A 20,019-nucleotide genomic window follows, 5' to 3' on the forward strand; every position below is an offset into this window, starting at 1 on the left:
GATGAATAAACTTCAAGGTATTGGTGCGAGTGACGGTATTGCAGTTGCGAAAGCATTCTTGCTTGAACAACCGGATTTGAGCTTCGAAATCGGACAGACCGAGGACAAAGAAGCTGAAATCAGCCGTTTGCACGAAGCAATTGCAACGAGTCGCACAGAAATCGAAAAAATCAAAGCTGTTGCAGCGGAACGCTTGTCTGCTGAAGAAGCTGAAGTCTTCGATGCTCACTTGAGCATGTTGGAAGACCCAGAAATGGTGTCAGGCTACGAATCTAAGATTAATGATGAAGGCATGAATGCACAATCTGCGGTTCGTCAGAGTGCTGACATGTTCGTCCAGATCTTCTCATCAATGGAAGACAATCCATACATGCAGGAACGTGCTGCTGACGTTAAAGATGTGACGGATCGTTTGATCGCACACTTAATCGACGCAGATATTCCTGACCTTGGATTAATCGCTGACGATGCGATTGTCGTAGCGGATGACTTAACACCGAGTGATACCGCACAGTTGAACAGCTTCGTTAAAGGTTTTGTAACAAATGTCGGTGGACGTACTTCTCACTCTGCCATCATGGCGCGTAGTTTGGAAGTTGCGGCTGTCGTAGGTACCAGCAAAGCCACTAAAGAAATTAAGAACGGTGACTTGATCATCGTTGATGGTTTCGAAGGTGACGTTATTGTTGATCCAGACGAAGCAACGATTGCCGAATACGAAAAGATGGCGCAAGACTTCGAAACACAGAAGGCTGAATGGGAAAAACTCAAAGATGCTGACTCTGTTTCTAAAGACGGCAAGCAATTCGTCTTCGCAGCAAACATCGGTTCACCAAAAGATATGCCAGGTGTTCATGCGAACGGTGCGGAAGCAATCGGTCTTTACCGTACAGAATTCCTCTACATGAATTCTGATGAATTGCCAGGTGAAGAGGAACAGTTCGAAGCTTACAAAGAAGTTATCGAAGGCATGGAAGGTAAGCAAGTGATCATCCGTACCATGGATATTGGTGGGGATAAACAGTTACCTTACTTGGAATTACCAGAAGAAATGAACCCATTCTTAGGGTTCCGTGCGATTCGTGTCAGCTTGGACCGCGATGATCTCTTCCGTACACAATTACGTGCATTGTTGAGAGCTTCTGCTTACGGTCGTTTAGGGATCATGTTCCCAATGATTTCTAACATTGCCGAATTCCGTCAAGCAAAAGCTGTATTGGAAGAAGAAAAAGAAAAACTTCAGAGCGAAGGCATTAAGATCGGTGACGACCTCGAAGTCGGTATCATGATCGAAATTCCTGCTGCTGCAGTATTAGCTGACCAGTTCGCTAAAGAAGTAGACTTCTTCAGTATCGGTACGAATGACTTGATTCAGTACTCAATGGCTGCTGACCGTTTGAATGAACGTGTTTCCTACCTTTACCAACCATACAATCCTTCCGTATTGCGTTTGATTAAGTTTGTTATCGACGCATCACACAAAGAAGGTAAATGGACAGGTATGTGTGGGGAAGTTGCTGGTGATCAAACAGCCTTACCAATCTTAGTTGGTATGGGCCTCGATGAATTCTCAATGAGTGCAACTTCTATTTTGAAATCACGCAGCTTATTAGCTCAATTGGATACCGAAGAATGCCGTCAATTAGCTGATAAAGCCATCAATGAATGCACAACTTCCGATGAAGTTGAACAATTAGTTGAAGACTACAAAGCCAAATTGACCGACTAACGTATCTATTTTTAAGGGCGTGCAGATCATGCGAATGATTTGTGCGCCTTTTTTTGCAAATGAAATGTGAGAAAGGAGCGAATTGTATGTCACTTGAAGAATATGTTAAAAAGTTTGATGAAAAAGTTGTCTTTCAGGTGTTCTCCCAGGTCTTACAACCATGGAACCATGATCCAAAAGAAGCGATCGGAACAGATCTCTAAAAACAGACGTTATCAGTGAATCAAAAGGAGGACCTATGGAAGCATTAGCACTTTATGATTACCTCAAATCATTGCAACGTAAACCGCTACCGCATTTCTATATTGAACGTATCAACTTTAGTTTGAAACAGTTGAGCGAGTGGCATACGGTCAAACGTACTATCGCTGCCCCACAATTACTGAACGAATTAGGGGTGCGTCGTAACGAAGACATTCAAGAAGTTCGTCAATTATTGATTGAAGAAGGAACCATCGAACCGATCAGCACTGAAGTGTTGGAAGAAGATCTCAATAACCTACCAATTAAACATCTTGGTTTCTACCTCGATGTCTACGTGCTGACGATCGGTGATTATGCGGCGGTATATGATGCGGTAAAGGCTAAACTCGCCAAAGATGGGCGCATCGATAATTATGAAAATTGTCTCTATATCGGCGCTTATCTTGCTGCAATGGTCGATGATGAAGCGATCGTTTATCTCGAACGTGCGAAGAAATTAGCAAATGACCAATACGAGAAGATTTTGTGCCAACACCGTCTCGCCACGTATTACATTAAACGTACGAAAGATGATGAAAAACAATCCAAAGCGTTGGAACAACTCTTCTACATGATTCATCAGATCGATGAAGAAGCCGTGCGTTGGGCATACATTGCGATTTTTGATAACTTGTACTCGCTCTACATGACGAAGCACAAGATTCCAGAAAAAACAATTATCGTGGTGTTGCATAATGCATTGGGTGTCATCAAGGCAGCCTTGAACAGTCCGATCTTTACCGATCAGATGAAAATTCAGATTGCACGTTATCGCAGTCAGTTGAGTATTAACTTGTCACAGTTATACGCCAACAAGAAACGCACACCAGAAGCAATCGATATTTTGTTAGAAGATCTCAAAACGGTTGAGAAGTATGCGCAGGATTACCTCGGCGAATGCTACGGTGCATTAGCATATACGTACTACGTTAACGAGGATTATGACGCGGCTATTAAATATGGAACAAAAGCGTATGATTTCTTCAAACGTGTCGGTAGTGTCTCTGGTTGGAAGACAACCAAGGATATTTTGATTGCGGCACATTACAAGAATGATGATGTCGAAGAAGCACAGGCTTACTTTGATGCGACCTTAAAAGATCTAATCGTTGATAACGATTAATGTGAAATTACTGAACTAAGGACATCCCAGAGTGGGTGTCTTTTTTGATGAAAAATTTATATAAATATTAAGAAACGCTAGCATCTTTATTGTTATGTGCATATTATGATAGTATGGAATGACGAAGAACGGAGGAGAACAGGAACGCATGCGCATCGGTATATTTACAGATACTTATTTCCCACAGATGAGTGGTGTATCAACATCGATACAAACGCTGTGTGATGAATTAAAAGCACATGGGCATGAGGTCTATCTCTTCACGACAACGGATCCCAATGCACAACCGAAAGCAAATGTGTATCGTTATCGCTCGGTGCCGTTTGTTTTCTTTAAGGAACGTCGTGTAGCCATGCCGTTCGTGCGTCGTGTGATGAAACAGGTCAAGCGACTCGACCTCGATCTTATTCACACGCAGACAGAGTTCGGTCTCGGTCTCTGTGGACAGCATATTGCACGTGCGTTGGATATTCCGCTCGTTCATACGTATCACACGTGGTACGAATATTATTTACATTACGTTTTTAATGGGCATTTGATCCATAAGAAAACCGTTCAGCGCTTTTCGCAATGGTTCTGTAATCGCGCGAATGAGATTATTGTACCGAGTGCGATGATGTCTGATGTATTAGAGACTTACAGCGTGGAACGACCGATTAACACCATCTCTACCGGCGTTCAGGTGCCAGAACGTATATCAGAGCACTTGCGGTTATCTATTAGACAATCACTCGGTATTCCGGACGATGCGACGGTCTTATTGTCTGTCAATCGTCTTGCCGAAGAAAAGAACCTCTCCGAATTATTGACACAGTTCAAATCCTGCCATGAGCAGAACGATCGGTTGTGGTTGGTTTTAGTTGGTGACGGTCCAGAACGTGAAAAATTGGAGAAACAGGTTCGTGAATTGCAATTGACGGAACGTGTTATTATGACGGGAATGGTGGCGCACGAACAGGTTGCTGACTACTATCAGATTGCCGATATCTATGTCAATCTGTCACTAACAGAAACACAAGGGTTGACGTTTAGCGAAGCGATTGTCAATCAGTTACCAGTCATTGCGATGCAAAATGATTATCTCGAATCATTAAGTAAACAGCATCAGCTCGGTGTCTTAATTGATGCGCCTGAAGAACTGTACCGTGCGATTCAGGAAGTCTCACGTTATCGTCAGCAGATCGTAGCGAGCTTACAAAAGCTCACGCCAAGTGTGAGCGCTGATCATTTTTATGATGAGATGATGACGGTCTATGAACGATTGGTTAATTCGCGGAAATCGAAATTATCGGCTAGATAAAGGACGCGAGGCGTGATAAAATAACGAGGAACGTCGAGCGAAGGGAGTTTTTTGATGGAGCCATCACAATTAAAGGCGATTATCACTCGGTTAGAAGCGATGACAGCCGACGATTCATCGATTGAAGTACGTAAATTCGAAAAAAATGGCGAAGAACGCTGTACTGTATCCTTTGATAAGGAACGCCAGATGTTTTTGTTAGATGATTACAGTGAAAATGAGAATTTTGAATTTGACGACATCGATTTAGTCGCTATGGAAATATATGATTTGATTCAGTAAGATCAATTAATCATGGAATGTTTAAGAGTCGCGGTAGGGATACCCGGCTTTTTTTCTGAAATAAAAAGGGGAGCAATATGCGGATTCAAACAGTGATTGAACAATTAAACGCAGCAGATTTACTCAAAACAACCGATCGCTTCGGGGACGACGATGAGATTTCATCACTATCTTATGATTCTAGAAATAATCGTCCGAGAAGTCTTTTCTTTTGTAAAGGGAATCGCTTCAAAGTTGAGTATCTGAATCAGGCGATTGTGAATGGCGCAGCTTACTATCTCTCAGAGACAGCATATGATGTTGCTATCCCAGGTATTATTGTTTCCGATATTCGTCGTGCTATGGCCATTGTTTCTAACGCCTTCTATAAACAGCCCTATCAAGCGTTTTATACAGCCGGTATCACAGGGACGAAAGGCAAAACGACGAGTTCAAGCTTCCTGAAGGCAATCATGGATGTATGGAGTGAAAAGCAAGAACAGCCATTGTCCGGTTTGATTTCTTCGACGCGTGTGGTAACGGGCGTGCGTGATGAACAGGCGGTGCTTACCACACCGGAAGCTTTGCCGCTATATCAATATCTCGATGAAGCGCGTCGAGCAGCAGTACCATTTATGACGATGGAAGTATCGAGTCAAGCCTTGAAATATCATCGTACATACGGTGTAGTGTTTGACGCAGTGGCTTTCTTAAACATTTCAGAGGATCATATCAGTCCATTAGAACATCCAACGTTCGAGGATTACTTTGAAAGCAAATTAAAGATTTTTAATCAAGGAAAATTGGCGGTCCTCAATAAAGCAACGGATCATTATGACCAAGTATTGGTGGCTGCACAAAACAGCGATACGATTGAAAAGATTGTTACGGTAGCTATCGATGATACTACAGCGGATATCTATGCGACCGACTGCGAACCGGCAGGAACAGGTTATCGTTTCACCGTTCACGGTATCGGTGAGCCGTTCAATTGTCAGATCAAGATCAGCGGTTCATTTAATATTTTGAATGCACTCGTTGCGATGGCAATCGCCTCAGACTATGGGGTAACTGCAGAAGTGATGGCACAGGCTGTCACAGATGTACAGATTCCCGGACGTATGGAACATTATGATTCCGCAGATGGCCACATTCAAACCATTATCGACTTTGCACATAATCAGCTCAGTTTAACCGCACTATTTGAAACAGCCAAAGAATTATATCCAAAAGCGAAGATTGGGCTGGTGGTCGGTGCGACTGGCGATAAAGCGATTAGTCGACGTAAAGGGCTGGCGGAAGCTGCCGCGCAGTATGCTGATCAAATCATCTTTACGAGTGATGATCCAGGTAGCGAAGATCCAGAGGCGATTGCAGCCGAAATGAAAGCAATCGTCGAGAAAAACGGTCAGGAAGCAATCATTGAAACGGATCGGGATTCTGCGATTCATCAATTATTTGATTGGGCAGAATCTGAATCGTCACAAACAGTATTATTATTTGCAGGTAAAGGTAACGAAACCGTCATGAAAACGAGAAAAGGCGCTGAACCTTACGCTGGCGACAGCTACTATGTCAAGGAACGTTTAGCGACGTATGATAGAATAAACCATAAATGATAATAGAGGAGTGCGTGAATGCTTGAAAAATTTCAACCCACAGGATTTATGTCATCTGTGTATACATTGACACCAGAGTTGCTTAAGGAAAAGGGTATCCATACGGTGATTACGGATTTAGATAATACGCTGTTGCCTTGGAATGTGATGGATGCGACTGAGGAGCTGAAACAGTGGGCAGAAGACTTGCACGCCGCAGGAATTACCATTATCATCCTATCCAATAATCACGGCGAACGTGTGAAACGTGTTGCGGAACAAGCTGGACTCGTATATCAAGGGGATGCGCGTAAACCGCTCAAGAAAGGTATGAAACGCCTGATTGAACGCTTTAATGTCGATGTGGATTCGGCTGTCTTTGTTGGTGATCAGCTGTTGACGGATGTGTTACTTGCCAATCGTTTCGGTATGGAGAGTATTTTCGTTAGACCGGTTACTGAAACAGATAATATTTATACTAAAATCAATCGATGGTTCGAGCGCAAACTCGTCCGTCATTTCAAGAAAAAGGATCCAAATTGGGGGTGGCAAGATACGAATGAATGATGAACCAATTTACTGCATCGGCTGTGGTGCAGAAATTCAATCAGAAGATAAAAATGCACGTGGTTATACACCAAAATCCGTTGTAAAAAAAGGGCTAGAGAATAACGCACTGTATTGTCAGCGCTGTTTCAAATTGCGTCACTATAATCAATTAGAGAGTATTGAAACGACTGAAGAGGAATTTACAGCCATTTTGAATGGCATTTCAGATACGCAAGCGTTAGTCGTCAATGTGATTGATATTTTTGATATCGCTGGGTCTATTATTCCCGGAATTCAACGTATCATCGGTAATAATGAGCTGATCATCGTTGCGAATAAAGTGGATTTATTACCGAAAGAAATTAATCGTAATCGTTTGAAACATCGCATTCAAAAGATTTTGAGCGATCAAGGTGTTCACGTACGTGATGTGCTATTTACAGGTGCAGCTAAGAATTTAGGTGTTGATGAGCTCTATCAAGCAATCGATAAGGCGCGTCATGGACGTGACGTCTATGTCGTCGGTGTCGCAAATGTCGGTAAATCGACGTTAATTAATGCCTTGATCAAGAGTCGTGGGATTCAGGGAGAAGTGATCACAACAAGCCAATATCCAGGAACTACGCTCGATATTATTGAAATTCCATTCGATGATGAAAGTGCCTTGATCGATACCCCGGGGATTATCCACAAGGGGCAGATGACGGTCGGCATGTCACACAAAACATTGAAACAGATTTTGCCGACAAATGAAGTACGACCAAGAATTTATCAGTTAAACCCAGAGCAAACGTTATTTATCGGTGGATTGGCGCAACTCGATTATGTGAGCGGTGAGCGTCAGAGCCTGACGGTTTATGCTTCGAATGCGTTAAATATCCATAGACGCAAACTCGAAGGTGCGGATGATTTCTATGCGAAACACGTCGGTGAATTGTTATCACCACCAACAAAAGCAGAATTAACAGATGAGATTAAGCGTAATACGAAACATTACACGATTGATGAACCATGTGATATTGCGATTTCAGGATTGGGATGGATCAAAGTTTCACAGCCTGGACAGTTGCAGGTCCGTGTGCCAAAAGGCGTGGATGTATTCAAACGCGCCCCATTAATTTAGCGAAGGAGGATGAATGATGAACAATAAACAAAAAAGTTTTCTCAGACGCCGTGCGCAAGAAGAAAAAGCACTCTTTCAATTAGGAAAATCAAATATTACGGATGAATTCGTTAATCAATTAAACGACGCACTCGACAAGCGTGAACTCGTTAAGATTTCCATCCTTCAAAATGCGTCAATTGCAGATAAAGAAGCTGAACAAATTTTGAAAGAGCAGCTCAATGCAGAATGGACAAATCATATCGGTCATACACTGAGTATCTATCGTCCATCTTCTCTCGAAGAAAATCGCGAAGTATCCTATGAAGTCAAACGTTTGAAGGCGAAATAATGACAACAGCAAAACAGGTGCACAGTACCGCGGTTGAAACAGAAACGCAGACGAAACAAGAGGATAGTAAGAAACGTGTCGGCATTCTCGGTGGTACGTTTAATCCCGTGCACAACGGCCATCTCATTATTGCCGAGCAGGTTCGTGATAAGCTGGGATTAGATGAAATCTGGTTTATGCCGGATTATGAACCGCCACACGTTGACCATAAGGAAGCGATTGATAGTCGCTATCGTCTAGCCATGCTGTGTCTCGCACTCAATAGTAATCCGTCGTTTGTTGTTGAAACAGATGAAATTGAACGCCAAGGGAAGAGTTATACAATCGACACGGTTCGTCGTTTGAAGGAACGCTATCCAGATATTCAGTTCTATTTCATTATCGGCGCGGATATGGTGGAATATTTACCGAAATGGTCAAAAATTGATGAATTGGTCGACCTGATTCAGTTTGTCGGTGTTAAGCGCCCGGGGTACACATTAGAAACGCCCTATCCAGTCATGACGGTTGATGTACCAATGATTGATATCAGTTCGTCCAAAATTCGACAAATGATTCAGGATGGCCAGAGCGTGCGCTATCTTGTTCCGGATACGGTAGAAGAATTCATGATGAAAGAAGGATTGTATCGTGACTAGTATCAGTTATCAAAAGGGGTTAATCGACTGTACGCGCGAAGAACTCGTTAGAGAAGTCGAGAAAAAACTTTCTAGGGAACGCTTCAAGCATTGTTTACGCGTTGAAGAAACAGCTATCCAATTAGCTGAAAAGCATCATGAAGATGTGGAACGCGCGGCAATCGCTGGTTTACTGCACGACTATGCCAAAGAACATCAACTCGCCGATCTTGAAAAATATAGCGATCACCCAGACTACGATCCTGAGTGGAAAAAGTGGGGACGCTCGATTTGGCACGGACCGCTTGCAGCAATGAAGGCACAGCGTAAACTCGGGTTGCACGATGATGAAATTTATTGGGCGATCTTTAATCACACGGTCGGCTCATTTAATTGGACATCGACAGCAAAAATCGTTGCGTTGGCTGATTATATTGAGCCCGAACGTGATTTCCCGGGTGCTGATGATGTTCGTCGACTGGCGGATCAATCGCTCGATGCAGCGGTCGCATTTAAGTTGAAACATGAACTTACACATTTAATTGAAACAGAGAAGCCAGTATATCCACAGACGTTTGATGTGTATAATCACTGGCATCAGACACACCAGAAAGGATAATGCAGATGGCACACACACCAAAAGATTTAATGGAAACTATTGTCAAAGCAGCAGATGATCGTCTCGGTGAAGATATCAAAGCGCTTGATGTTAAGAAAATGACGCCACTTTCCGATTACTTCGTGATTTTAACCGCACGCAATGCACGTCAGGTGAAATCACTGGTTGATGCAATTGCTGAAAGTATTGAAAAGAATGGCTACGACATTAAAGCCGTTGAAGGTAAGCACGCGGATGACTGGGTGTTGATCGATGCGATCGATGTTATCGTACACGTCTTTACTAAAGAAGCACGTGAGACATACAGCCTTGAGAAATTATGGGCGGATGCAGAGACTGTTGACATTCAGTCGTTGCTCGATGCACCTGATAACGAATAATGCCTGGCTGTGCCGTAATTTGTGAGTGGAATCCATTCCACAATGGCCACAAGTATCTGGCAGAACAGATTAATCAACAATTACCCGAAGCGACGATTGTGGCTGTGATGAGTGGTAATTTTGTTCAACGCGGTGAACCGGCCATTACGGATAAATGGACACGTGCAGAGACCGCACTTTATAACGGCTATGATTTGATTTATGAACTTCCCGTCTGGTTTGCGAGTCAGCCTGCTGATTATTTTGCCAAGGGTGCAGTCAATGAAGCGAGTGCGCTAGGGTGCCAGTATTTAGCGTTTGGCGTCGAAACGGATAAATTTTCAGATTATGAGCAGTTGGCAGATTGGGTAGTGGCCCATCCAAACTGGGAGGCACAGTTTCAAGCAGCAGTAGACGGACAGACGAATCGCGGTCAAGATCGTTTGCAAACGTTAGAGTCTCTCCCTGAGCGTGTACCTGAACTTGGAGCGTTATCTATTAATTTCTCAGAAGGTGGAAATACGCTCTTAGCTTTTGCTTACGCTAAAGCGAATGCGGAGGCTGGCCATCCACTGACGTTAGTGCCAATTGCTAGACATGTTGCCACGCATCATACTGAAGCGATTCATGAGGGCGTGTCATATACGAGTAGCACAGCGATTCGAAAACATCTAAACCGCCAAACACAAGAGGGGCTATCACCACTCGAGCGAGTGATGCCACCTGCGTTAGTTGAAAAACTAGGTCGACAAGACGGATTGCCGACTTTGGAAACGTGGTATCCTTACTTGAGGTATTTACTGCTGAGTCAACCACTACAAACATTAGCAAACCACTATCAAATGTATGAAGGTATTGAACATGTGTTGATACGCGCAGCGAAGAAACATAGCACCTATCACGGTTTTCTCGAAGATGTAACCAATCGACAGTGGACAATTGGACGTGTCCAGCGTGCATTAGTGATGTTAGGGCTCGGCATTCATGAGTCTGAGGCTTTTACTGCAATGCAGGAGGAACAACCGTTATTTTTACTCGGTGCTAACCATGAGGGACGTGCCTATCTCAAAGCACAGCGGGATATAGTTCATTTCAATTACCAGCTAGTTAATCGCGTGTCCAAAGAAACGGTGCGTCGCTGGCCGTTGTGGTTGCGTGCAGATCGGGTCTATCAGACACTCTTAAATCCCAAAGCGGGTGAACAAAATTTTGGACGTGTACCGTTATTGATTCCATGATACAATGGATGGTAAGATAGGATAATTCATTGACAAATGATAGTGTAGTCGGTATAATCTTTCGTGTTGCTTAGAGGTGGTCAAATCATGCAGTGGACAATCGATGATTTAATGCGCGATGCCCAGGAACCGATGTTCATCGATCCTGAGGTAGAAGTTACTTCATTATTGAAGTCGCGTGATGATGAAATAATGGATGCTTCAAATGCGCGTGTTCAAGGGATGCTGTTGTATGAGGAAGGGACAGTGTTGTTCCAAGCTACTGTGGCAATTAGTGTAACGTTGCCTTCAACGCGCTCATTGGCACCAGTAGACGTACCATTGACTTTTGCAATCAATGAACGCTACTTCTTCCCTCAGAGTCAGACAGATATCAAAGATGATGAGAGTGTAGTAGCTATTTCGTTAGAGGATGACACGTTGTCCCTTGATGATATTTTAGTTGATAATATCTTGACGCATCTGCCAATGGTGCGTTTGACGACCGAAGAAGAACAGACGGGTGACATGCCAGAAGGACATTCCTGGCAGGCCATGACCGAGGATGACTATCATCACCGTAAAAGTGAAGAAGTCGACCCACGATTTGCTGTTCTGAAAGATTACTTCTCGTCAGATGATGCCAATGATGAAGATAATTAGACTTGTTGGAGGTGAAGATCAATGGCAGTACCAAAACGTAAAACTTCAAAACAAAGAAAACGTCTACGTCGCACTCACAAGAAGTTAACAGTACCTGGAATGGTACAATGCTCAAACTGTGGTGAGTACGTTAAACCACACCACGTTTGCGCTAACTGTGGCTTCTACGATGGCCGCGATGTTTTTGCAGACAAAAACGCAGAAGAAGCTGACGCATAGTTTCTTCTCATAATTCCGGAACTTTGTGTTCCGGCTTTTTTGTATCTAGGGAATAAAGAGAATGTTTTAGGAAAGAGGTGTAAGGTCGTGTTAGCGATTATAATGGAAGTTGTTATCGATGTGCTACCATTGGTTGCATTAATCGTCGCATTACAGTTGCGACCGATACTCAAGTCGATTCGAACATTTAATTTTGTACCGATCGATATCGCGCAACCCTTTTTGTGGCTGGTGATACATTACAATTCGAAACAGATCTTACACTACTCATTACTGCCAGCAGTCGGTTTAGTTTTTGCCTTGTTGGGAGTGATTTACGTCATTCGACAATATGCTAAATCAGTGCAAGTTATCCGTATTCAAAAGATGTTCCGCACATTATTTAATCAGCTGTTCATCTTCTCAGCACTGTTTGCGGTAGGATTGATTATTTGGCGTATCGTTCAAGTGTTTTTCCTTAGTTAATCAGCGTTAATCATTGCTTGAAAAACGACTTTCGTTTGCGATTTAGGTAATCGTAAACGTGAGTCGTTTTTTTGTGTCGTTTAGGTGGATTTCTTGTGGGATTTTATGGTGGAAAGTGGTGGATTATGGTAAACTCGTTGTTATGAGGGGCGGGTGATTCTTGATGTTGATCGGCGAATACAAACATAATATTGATACTAAAGGACGTTTGATTATTCCTGCTAAATTTCGAGAAGATCTCGGAGACCGTTTAATTATTACTCGAGGCCTCGATGGTTGTATTTTTGGCTATGCACCGGATGTATGGCAACAACTTCAAGAAAAATTAAAACAACTATCACTAGCGAAGAAAAATGCACGTGCCTTTGTGCGTTTCTTCTATTCAGCAGCCTCAGAAGTCTCTTTTGATAAACAGGGTCGTATTAATATCCCTGATCCCCTTATTAACTTTGCAAAAATTACAAAAGAATGTCGAATAATCGGTGTCAGTGATCGCATTGAGATCTGGGATGAAAATGCTTGGATGACAGCGACTGAAACGATGGCAGATAATTTTGAAAGTATCGCAGAAGATTTATTTGATACAGACCAGTTAGGATAGATGAGTCATGACAGAAACCTATAAACATACGAGTGTCCTACGTGAACGAGCAGTTGAATTATTGAATATTGATCCACAGGGCACCTATATTGATGCGACGCTCGGACGTGGCGGTCATACGACTGAAATCTTGAAACGTCTTGATGCAGATGGCAGAGTGATTGCGTTTGATCAGGATGATGAAGCAATTAATTACGCTAAAGCACATTTTGCGGAAGAGATTGCAGCTGGTCGCTTGATTCTCGCACATCGTAATTTCCGTGAAATGGCTCAGGCGCTTGAAGAGCTAGCCATTCCGCACGTTGATGGTGTGCTCTACGATCTCGGTGTCTCTTCACCACAATTAGATGATATTGCGCGTGGCTTTACTTATCGTTTTGAAGCACCGTTAGATATGCGTATGAATCGTGAACAGTCTTTAACGGCAGAGGAAATTATTAATGAATGGGCCTTTGAAGATTTAGTGCGCATTTTTAAACGCTACGGTGAAGAACCATTTGCTAAACAAATCGCGCGTGCGATCGAGCGCGCACGTGATGATCATCGTATTAAGACTACAGATGAACTGGTTGATCTGATCAAGGAAGGAATCCCGGCAGCGAAACGTCGTACGGGTGGTCATCCTGCGAAACGCGTCTTTCAAGCAGTGCGCATTGCTGTAAACGATGAATTAGGTGCAATTGAGGATTCTCTCGATCAAGCATTGAAAGCCATCGCCGTCGATGGTCGTGTGGTAGTGATTAGCTTCCAATCGCTCGAGGATCGTCTCGTCAAAAATATTTTCAAAGAAGTGACGACACCGCCAGAAGTGCCGGCGAATGTGCCATTGCTGCCATCTCAGTTGCCACAACCAGATTTCCGCTTGCTAACGCGTAAGCCGATTATTCCTGATGACGAAGAAATTGAACAAAATCAGCGTTCGCACAGTGCCAAGTGCCGTGCTGTGGAGCGTGTATCTCAGTAACCAGCGATCAGGAGAACAATATCATGGGAATCTACGCTTTAAATACCAACAAAAAGACCTTAAAACACTATGCAGCACCTGTTGAACAGGTTGCACCAAAAGTTAAACAAACATCGCCTTCTAAAACGAAAACAGTTGCTAAAAAAGCGAGCGCTGTTTCTAAGCAGTGGTTGATGTTTTTGTTGACGGCTTTTGTATTATTTGCCGCAACATTAGTACTGTTAATTGCGTCACGCGCCAATTTTGTGACACAATCAAAGAGTCTCGAAAATTTACAATTAGAACTTTCAGATATTCAAGAAGACAAGATGCATGCCGAACAACAAGTGAATGAACTCAGTAACTATGATCGTTTAATCAAAATTGCTGAGGAAAATGGTCTCGAAGTGCATGAAGAGAATATAAGGAATGTTAGTCAATGAAGAAACCTCAAAAAATGAAGGACAATCGTAAACAAGTGATTCGCCTGTTTACGATTGTTTCTGCTTTTATCATGCTCGTATTTATCGGGCGTTTTTTCTATATTATGGTTGGTGGACGCGCTAGCGGCTACGATCTCGTACAACGCGCAGAACAACGAACTGCAGTAAATAGTATTTTGCCTGCAGAACGCGGAACGATTTACGATATCGGTGGGGAACCGCTGGCTATAGATGCTTCATCCTATACGTTGCAAGCGACCTTAACGACGGAATGGTCGGAGGAGGGCGCACCACCAATTCACGTACCACCTGAGAAAAAAGAAGAAACCGCTGAAAAACTTAGTAAGCACATCAATATGGATAAAGAAGACATCCTCGATCGATTAAATACACCAGGTGCGAAGCAAGTGGAATTCGGTGACGCCGGAAGCAACCTCAGTTATGCTGAAATGTTAGCCATTAAGAATGAAGAGTTACAGGGTATCGACTTTTCAGAGCAGCCTGCACGTACGTATCCAAATGGAAAATTTGCCTCACATCTGATCGGTTATGCTTCTTACAGTGGTGATGAAGAAGACGGGCATAATCGTTTAGTCGGACAAATGGGCATTGAAAAAGCACTCAATGAAACATTAACCGGTAAAGATGGGCTTCGTCTTCCTGGCGGTGGTGCTGGTGGTAGTGATGCGACGACCCAAGAACCAGTTGATGGTCAGGATGTGTATACAACGATCGATTCACGTTTACAGTCCTATTTGGAAACACTTGTGGATCAACTCGAGGAAAATTCCGATTTAGAAGATCTCACTGCCATGATGGTGGAACCGTCAACAGGTAAAATTATGGCAGCCACGCAACGACCGACATTTAATCCACAAACGCGCGAAGGCTTAGAAGATATGTGGCAGAACCTTTTAGTGGAGAAATCATTTGAGCCAGGATCGACGATGAAAGTCTTTACGATTGCTGCAGCGATTGAAGAAGGCATATTTAATCCGACTGCGAAATTTATGTCAGGTGCGATAGATGTCGATGGCACAGTCATCCGCGACTACAACAAGGTCGGTTGGGGCGAGATTACGCAACTCGAAGGTCTAGCTCACTCGAGTAACGTCTTGATGGTAGAGTTAGTGCAGGAAATGGGTTATGAGAAGTGGAAAAACTACATGCTTGAGTTTGGTCTCACCCAGTCACCGCAATCTGGCTTAGCCAATGAAGATAATGGCTATATGACATACGACACTAGTGTGGAACGTGTGAACACCGGATTCGGTCAGGGAGTTCGTGTGACACCATGGCAATTAATGCAAGGATTTACAGCGATTGCGAATGGTGGAAAGATGATGCGTCTCCATTATGTTGATCGTTATCAAGATGATAAAGGTAATATCCAATTCCAAGAACCTGAAGAAGTCAGTGCGCCAATTTCACCGAAAACGGCGGAACTCACCCTCAAGTATCTGACCAGTGTTGTCAGCAGCGATGAGGGAAGTGGTAAGATGTTTAATATCGAAGGTACACAGATTGCGGCCAAAACGGGTACAGCAGAGATCTATGATGAGGAGAACGGTGGTTATCTGCCGGATGATTACATTCATTCTGTCGTTGGTTTTGCGCCTGCGGAAAACCCTCGATTTATCTTCTATCTTTCAACGCGTAAGATGCACTATCGTGATGGGCTATACCCACATACACAGATGGCCGATGTCTTCGTGCCATTCGTGACACGTGCCTTAGAGTACACCAAGTTAGATCAACAGAACAATCAGTCCAAACATCAAGTACCGGATGTGTCAAATAGCAATGTCGCAGAGGCGGAGCAAGCTATCGCCGCTGTAGACGGTCTTCAGTCGGTGACTATCGGTAGTGGTGATTCGGTAGTTGATCAGTATCCAAAAGCGGGCACTTCTGTTTCTAATGGGTCGACCGTCTATCTCATAACGAGTGGACCACTAGAGATGCCAGACTTTACTGGATTGTCTCGATCAGATGCAGAGAATTTAGCACAGTTGCTTGGCATGAAAGCCACTTTTGAAGGTGATGGTAACGTCAATGGCCAAGATATTGCGCCAGGCACATCCCTTAGAAATAATAATCAGGTCACATTTCAATTAACACAGTAATCAGAAAGGAAATGCAAAGTAAATGATCTCCTTGATAATCAGCGCAGCAGTTACGGCAATTGGATTGCCATTTTTTATCCGTTTTATGCATAAGCGTCAATTCGGACAGGAAATTTTAGAAATCGGTCCGAAGTGGCACGAGCAAAAGAGCGGGACGCCGACCATGGGAGGGACGGTCTTTATCGTTTCTGCATTGCTCGTCGCCGTGGTCTCCGGCTTATGGTTCACTGATACCGCTGCTGATTACAAGCAACTATTAACCGTTGCGTTTGGATTATTGGGATTTGCAGTGATCGGCTTCTTGGATGACGGTTTAAAGATTTTCCGTCATCGCAATGAAGGGTTAACTTCCGGTCAAAAATTTATTCTGCAATTAGTACTCAGTACTGCCATCGCATTGATCGCAGTATTTACCGGTCAAGTGACAGAACTCGCATTGCCATTCGGATTAACGTTTAGTTCAACGCTAATCATTGCTGTATTTACTATTTTTTGGTTGACGGGATTCTCCAACGCCTTCAACTTAACAGATGGTATCGACGGTCTCGCAGCAGGTAACGGGATTATCAGCTTACTCGGTTACTACTGGATTGCGAAGATGCAAGACGCTAACGGTATCGCTTTGATGTGTCTTGAATTGATCGGCGGTTTACTCGCCTTCTTGGCCTTCAATCGTAAACCAGCGTCCATCTTCATGGGGGATGTTGGCTCACTCGCAATCGGTGGGGTACTTGCTATCATCAGTCTATTATTAAACCATCCACTTTCCTTACTATTTATCGGTATGGTTTATGTAATGGAAACCGCAAGTGTCATGATCCAGGTCGCAGTCTTCAAACGTACGGGCCGTCGCGTGTTTAAAATGACGCCAATTCACCACCATTTTGAAATGAGTGGTTGGTCCGAATGGAAAATTGATATCGTCTTCTGGTTAGTTACTCTGGTTGTAACTATGATGACCGTATTGTGGGTTACATTTTAGAGAGAAGGTAGTCTACAAATGACAATCAATGTCTCAGACATTAAAGAATGGCAAATCATCTTATTCGGTATGGGGAAAACCGGACAGAGTACGTTGACACACCTTGCACCATTAGTGAAGCAAGTGATCGTTTATGAGGACAATCCTTCACCATTGAGTGAGGACCTCATTGCACTCTGTGATAGATACAATGTTCAGTTTTATTCTGAAACCTTGCTATCCGATGAAGTGCTCAGTTCTTCGGATATTTTAATTAAAAGTCCTGGTATTAATTATACCCATCCGTTAATTGTAAAGGCGGAACAGCAGCAATTACCGATTATCACTGATATTGAATTAGCGTCACAGTTAACACAGGCCGAACTCATTGCAATTACGGGATCAAACGGTAAAACAACGACAACCTCGCTCGTTGATCAGATATTCAAAATCGGCTATAAGGACGGCGTCACGCATCTTGGAGGGAACATCGGTATCCCTGTTTTTGATCATGCCCTCGATGCAACGGCTAGTGATGAATTAGTCTGGGAAGTATCGAGTTTTCAATTGCAGGGAACACGAGAATTCCATCCGCACATCGCTGCTTTTGTGAATTTGTCACCCACACATCTCGATTATCACGGCTCTATCGCTGGCTATCTCGAGGCAAAATGGCAGATCACTGCAAATCAAACAGCGGACGACTATCTCGTACTCAATGCAGATCAAACTGAACTTTGGGAAAAACGTACTGAAACGAAGGCGCAGATTATTCCAGTTTCTATTGAACATCCAGAATATGACGGTGCCTGGTATGATCGCGCGAATGAACAACTTATGTGGCGTGATGAATCGGTCATTTCACGCCAGCAGTTGCAATTACCGGGAGATCACAACGTCCAGAATGCCTTGAATGCGATTGCCATTGCTAAATGTGCCAATATTGATAACGACGCTATTCGTCAGGTGTTAGAAACATTTTCTGGTGTCAAGCATCGTATTCAGTTTGTAACGACGATTAATGGGCGACGCTTCTACAATGATTCTAAAGCAACCAACGATGAAGCAACGCTCACCGCATTGCACAGTTTTGATACGCCTGTGATTTGGATTGCCGGTGGGTTGGAACGTCACTTGCCGATCGACGATTTATTACCCGCACTCAATCACGTGAAAACTGTCGTGACGACTGGAGAAACGAGCGAAAAATTTGCCAAGCTTGCCGAACAAGCGGGAATTCCAGTTGTCGAATATGGTGAATGGATTGAAGATACCGTAGCGATTGCTTATGAAAATAGCGAACCGGGGGATACGATTCTGCTATCACCGGCCAGTGCTAGCTGGGATCAATATCCAAACTTTGAAGTGCGTGGTGATCGTTTTATTCAGGCAGTCGAGAAGTTAGCGAATGAGAAAGGAAACAATACATGCGATTAGTCTTTTCAGGTGGCGGAACGGGTGGCCATATCTATCCATCACTCGCATTAATTCGCGCCATCCAAAAACAAGATCCAGATACAGAAATTCTCTATATCGGTACGGAAAAGGGTTTGGAAGCAACCTTAGTACCTAAAGCCGGTATTGATTTTAAAACCGTACGTATTCAAGGGATTAAGCGCTCTTTGTCATTGGACAACATGCGTACAGTTTGGTACATGTTGTCGAGTGTTCAAAAGGCGAAGCAACTAATTAAAGAATTTAATCCAGATGCAGTGATCGGAACAGGTGGGTACGTTTGTGCACCAGTACTCTATGCCGCCTCTCGTATGGGCATTCCAACGATTATTCACGAGCAGAACAGTATCGCAGGATTGACGAACAAATTCCTAGCACGTTATGTCGATAAAATCGCTGTGAGTTTTGAGAGCGTAATGAAAGATTTCGATAAATATCAGCAAAAAATTGTCTACACTGGTAATCCGCGTGCGCAGGAAGTGGCAACGATCCAGGAAAAAGCAGACTTAACCGCATATGGACTGTCGAATGATAAACCAACGTTACTTGTTTTTGGTGGTTCGCGTGGTGCTCAGCGCATCAACGAAGTCATTATGTCACTACTGTCGCCATTAGAACAGAGTGCTTTCCAGACCTTAATTGTAACTGGTGATATCTATTACGAAGAATTTACTGAACAATATCCGCAGATTGTAGAATATAATCACGTGAAGTTAACACCATATATTGATAATATGCCAGAAGTGTTAAATGCGGTAGATTGTGTTATTGCACGAAGTGGTGCGACCACACTGACAGAATTGACGGCACTCGGTAAACCGAGTATCTTGATTCCAAGTCCAAATGTGACACATAATCATCAACAACGAAATGCGGAAAGTCTGGTAGCTAATCAGGCGGCCGAGATGATCGTGGAATCTAACTTAACGGAAGATCGATTAATGGATCAGATCACAAAATTAATGACAGATGAAGAATATCGTAAAACGATGAGCGATAATGCTGAGGCGATGGGTGTTCCTGATGCAGCAGATCGTTTGTATCAAGTATTAGAGGAAGTTATCGCGAATAGGTAGT

The 20,019-nt window shown here is 43.4% G+C and carries 22 protein-coding genes; all 22 read left to right on the forward strand.

What is annotated here, in order from left to right:
* The first annotated feature begins 1 nt into the window (after position 1).
* Positions 2-1,729, forward strand: coding sequence for a phosphoenolpyruvate--protein phosphotransferase (gene ptsP / locus ACWOEX_RS00270; protein WP_455297263.1), 1,728 nt, complete (start codon positions 2-4; stop codon positions 1,727-1,729).
* Positions 1,730-1,967: 238 nt separating this feature from the next.
* Positions 1,968-3,095 carry a hypothetical protein gene (locus ACWOEX_RS00275; RefSeq protein ID WP_455297264.1) on the forward strand — a complete coding sequence of 376 codons (1,128 nt, stop codon included), beginning with the start codon at positions 1,968-1,970 and terminating at the stop codon, positions 3,093-3,095.
* Between the two features lie 118 nt (positions 3,096-3,213).
* Positions 3,214-4,395: a glycosyltransferase family 4 protein gene (locus ACWOEX_RS00280; RefSeq protein ID WP_455297265.1), complete on the forward strand. Its 1,182-nt coding sequence runs from the start codon at positions 3,214-3,216 to the stop codon at positions 4,393-4,395.
* 54 nt (positions 4,396-4,449) lie between these two features.
* Positions 4,450-4,677 carry a YkuJ family protein gene (locus ACWOEX_RS00285; RefSeq protein WP_455297266.1) on the forward strand — a complete coding sequence of 76 codons (228 nt, stop codon included), beginning with the start codon at positions 4,450-4,452 and terminating at the stop codon, positions 4,675-4,677.
* Positions 4,678-4,754: 77 nt separating this feature from the next.
* Positions 4,755-6,275: a Mur ligase family protein gene (locus ACWOEX_RS00290; RefSeq protein WP_455297267.1), complete on the forward strand. Its 1,521-nt coding sequence runs from the start codon at positions 4,755-4,757 to the stop codon at positions 6,273-6,275.
* An 18-nt stretch (positions 6,276-6,293) separates the two neighbouring features.
* On the forward strand, positions 6,294-6,821 hold the full coding sequence (locus ACWOEX_RS00295; protein ID WP_455297268.1) for a YqeG family HAD IIIA-type phosphatase: 528 nt from the start codon (positions 6,294-6,296) through the stop codon (positions 6,819-6,821).
* Positions 6,814-7,926: a ribosome biogenesis GTPase YqeH gene (gene yqeH / locus ACWOEX_RS00300; RefSeq protein ID WP_455297269.1), complete on the forward strand. Its 1,113-nt coding sequence runs from the start codon at positions 6,814-6,816 to the stop codon at positions 7,924-7,926. Before ACWOEX_RS00295 ends, yqeH begins: the two co-directional genes overlap by 8 nt.
* 13 nt (positions 7,927-7,939) lie before the next feature.
* Positions 7,940-8,257 (forward strand): YhbY family RNA-binding protein, encoded by a 318-nt coding sequence (locus ACWOEX_RS00305; protein ID WP_455297270.1) that lies wholly within the window; start codon positions 7,940-7,942, stop codon positions 8,255-8,257.
* On the forward strand, positions 8,257-8,895 hold the full coding sequence (locus ACWOEX_RS00310) for a nicotinate-nucleotide adenylyltransferase (protein WP_455297271.1): 639 nt from the start codon (positions 8,257-8,259) through the stop codon (positions 8,893-8,895). Before ACWOEX_RS00305 ends, ACWOEX_RS00310 begins: the two co-directional genes overlap by 1 nt.
* A complete protein-coding gene (gene yqeK / locus ACWOEX_RS00315) occupies positions 8,888-9,493 on the forward strand; it encodes a bis(5'-nucleosyl)-tetraphosphatase (symmetrical) YqeK (RefSeq protein WP_455297272.1) in 606 nt (201 codons plus the stop codon). The genes ACWOEX_RS00310 and yqeK overlap by 8 nt, the downstream gene beginning before the upstream one ends.
* A 5-nt stretch (positions 9,494-9,498) precedes the next feature.
* Positions 9,499-9,873, forward strand: coding sequence for a ribosome silencing factor (gene rsfS, locus ACWOEX_RS00320; RefSeq protein ID WP_455297273.1), 375 nt, complete (start codon positions 9,499-9,501; stop codon positions 9,871-9,873).
* Positions 9,873-11,090: a nucleotidyltransferase family protein gene (locus tag ACWOEX_RS00325; protein ID WP_455297274.1), complete on the forward strand. Its 1,218-nt coding sequence runs from the start codon at positions 9,873-9,875 to the stop codon at positions 11,088-11,090. Before rsfS ends, ACWOEX_RS00325 begins: the two co-directional genes overlap by 1 nt.
* Before the next feature lie 87 nt (positions 11,091-11,177).
* Positions 11,178-11,732 carry a YceD family protein gene (locus ACWOEX_RS00330; RefSeq protein WP_455297275.1) on the forward strand — a complete coding sequence of 185 codons (555 nt, stop codon included), beginning with the start codon at positions 11,178-11,180 and terminating at the stop codon, positions 11,730-11,732.
* A 21-nt stretch (positions 11,733-11,753) separates the two neighbouring features.
* Positions 11,754-11,951, forward strand: coding sequence for a 50S ribosomal protein L32 (gene rpmF / locus ACWOEX_RS00335; protein WP_455297276.1), 198 nt, complete (start codon positions 11,754-11,756; stop codon positions 11,949-11,951).
* Positions 11,952-12,038: 87 nt separating this feature from the next.
* Entirely contained in the window at positions 12,039-12,416 is a 378-nt protein-coding gene (locus ACWOEX_RS00340; RefSeq protein WP_455297277.1) for a DUF3397 family protein, read from the forward strand.
* Positions 12,417-12,579: 163 nt separating this feature from the next.
* Positions 12,580-13,017 (forward strand): division/cell wall cluster transcriptional repressor MraZ, encoded by a 438-nt coding sequence (gene mraZ / locus ACWOEX_RS00345; RefSeq protein WP_455297278.1) that lies wholly within the window; start codon positions 12,580-12,582, stop codon positions 13,015-13,017.
* A gap of 7 nt (positions 13,018-13,024) precedes the next feature.
* Positions 13,025-13,981 (forward strand): 16S rRNA (cytosine(1402)-N(4))-methyltransferase RsmH, encoded by a 957-nt coding sequence (gene rsmH / locus ACWOEX_RS00350; RefSeq protein WP_455297279.1) that lies wholly within the window; start codon positions 13,025-13,027, stop codon positions 13,979-13,981.
* A 23-nt stretch (positions 13,982-14,004) separates the two neighbouring features.
* Positions 14,005-14,403, forward strand: coding sequence for a hypothetical protein (locus ACWOEX_RS00355; protein WP_455297280.1), 399 nt, complete (start codon positions 14,005-14,007; stop codon positions 14,401-14,403).
* On the forward strand, positions 14,400-16,526 hold the full coding sequence (locus tag ACWOEX_RS00360) for a penicillin-binding transpeptidase domain-containing protein (protein ID WP_455297281.1): 2,127 nt from the start codon (positions 14,400-14,402) through the stop codon (positions 16,524-16,526). Before ACWOEX_RS00355 ends, ACWOEX_RS00360 begins: the two co-directional genes overlap by 4 nt.
* A 22-nt stretch (positions 16,527-16,548) precedes the next feature.
* A complete protein-coding gene (gene mraY, locus ACWOEX_RS00365) occupies positions 16,549-17,508 on the forward strand; it encodes a phospho-N-acetylmuramoyl-pentapeptide-transferase (RefSeq protein WP_455297282.1) in 960 nt (319 codons plus the stop codon).
* Positions 17,509-17,526: 18 nt separating this feature from the next.
* A complete protein-coding gene (gene murD, locus ACWOEX_RS00370; RefSeq protein WP_455297283.1) occupies positions 17,527-18,924 on the forward strand; it encodes a UDP-N-acetylmuramoyl-L-alanine--D-glutamate ligase in 1,398 nt (465 codons plus the stop codon).
* The gene (murG, locus tag ACWOEX_RS00375) at positions 18,915-20,018 is read left to right on the forward strand and encodes an undecaprenyldiphospho-muramoylpentapeptide beta-N-acetylglucosaminyltransferase (protein ID WP_455297284.1); all 1,104 of its coding nucleotides are present in this window, start codon (positions 18,915-18,917) and stop codon (positions 20,016-20,018) included. The genes murD and murG overlap by 10 nt, the downstream gene beginning before the upstream one ends.
* Position 20,019: the final 1 nt, after the last annotated feature.

The organism is Aerococcus vaginalis (assembly GCF_053762225.1).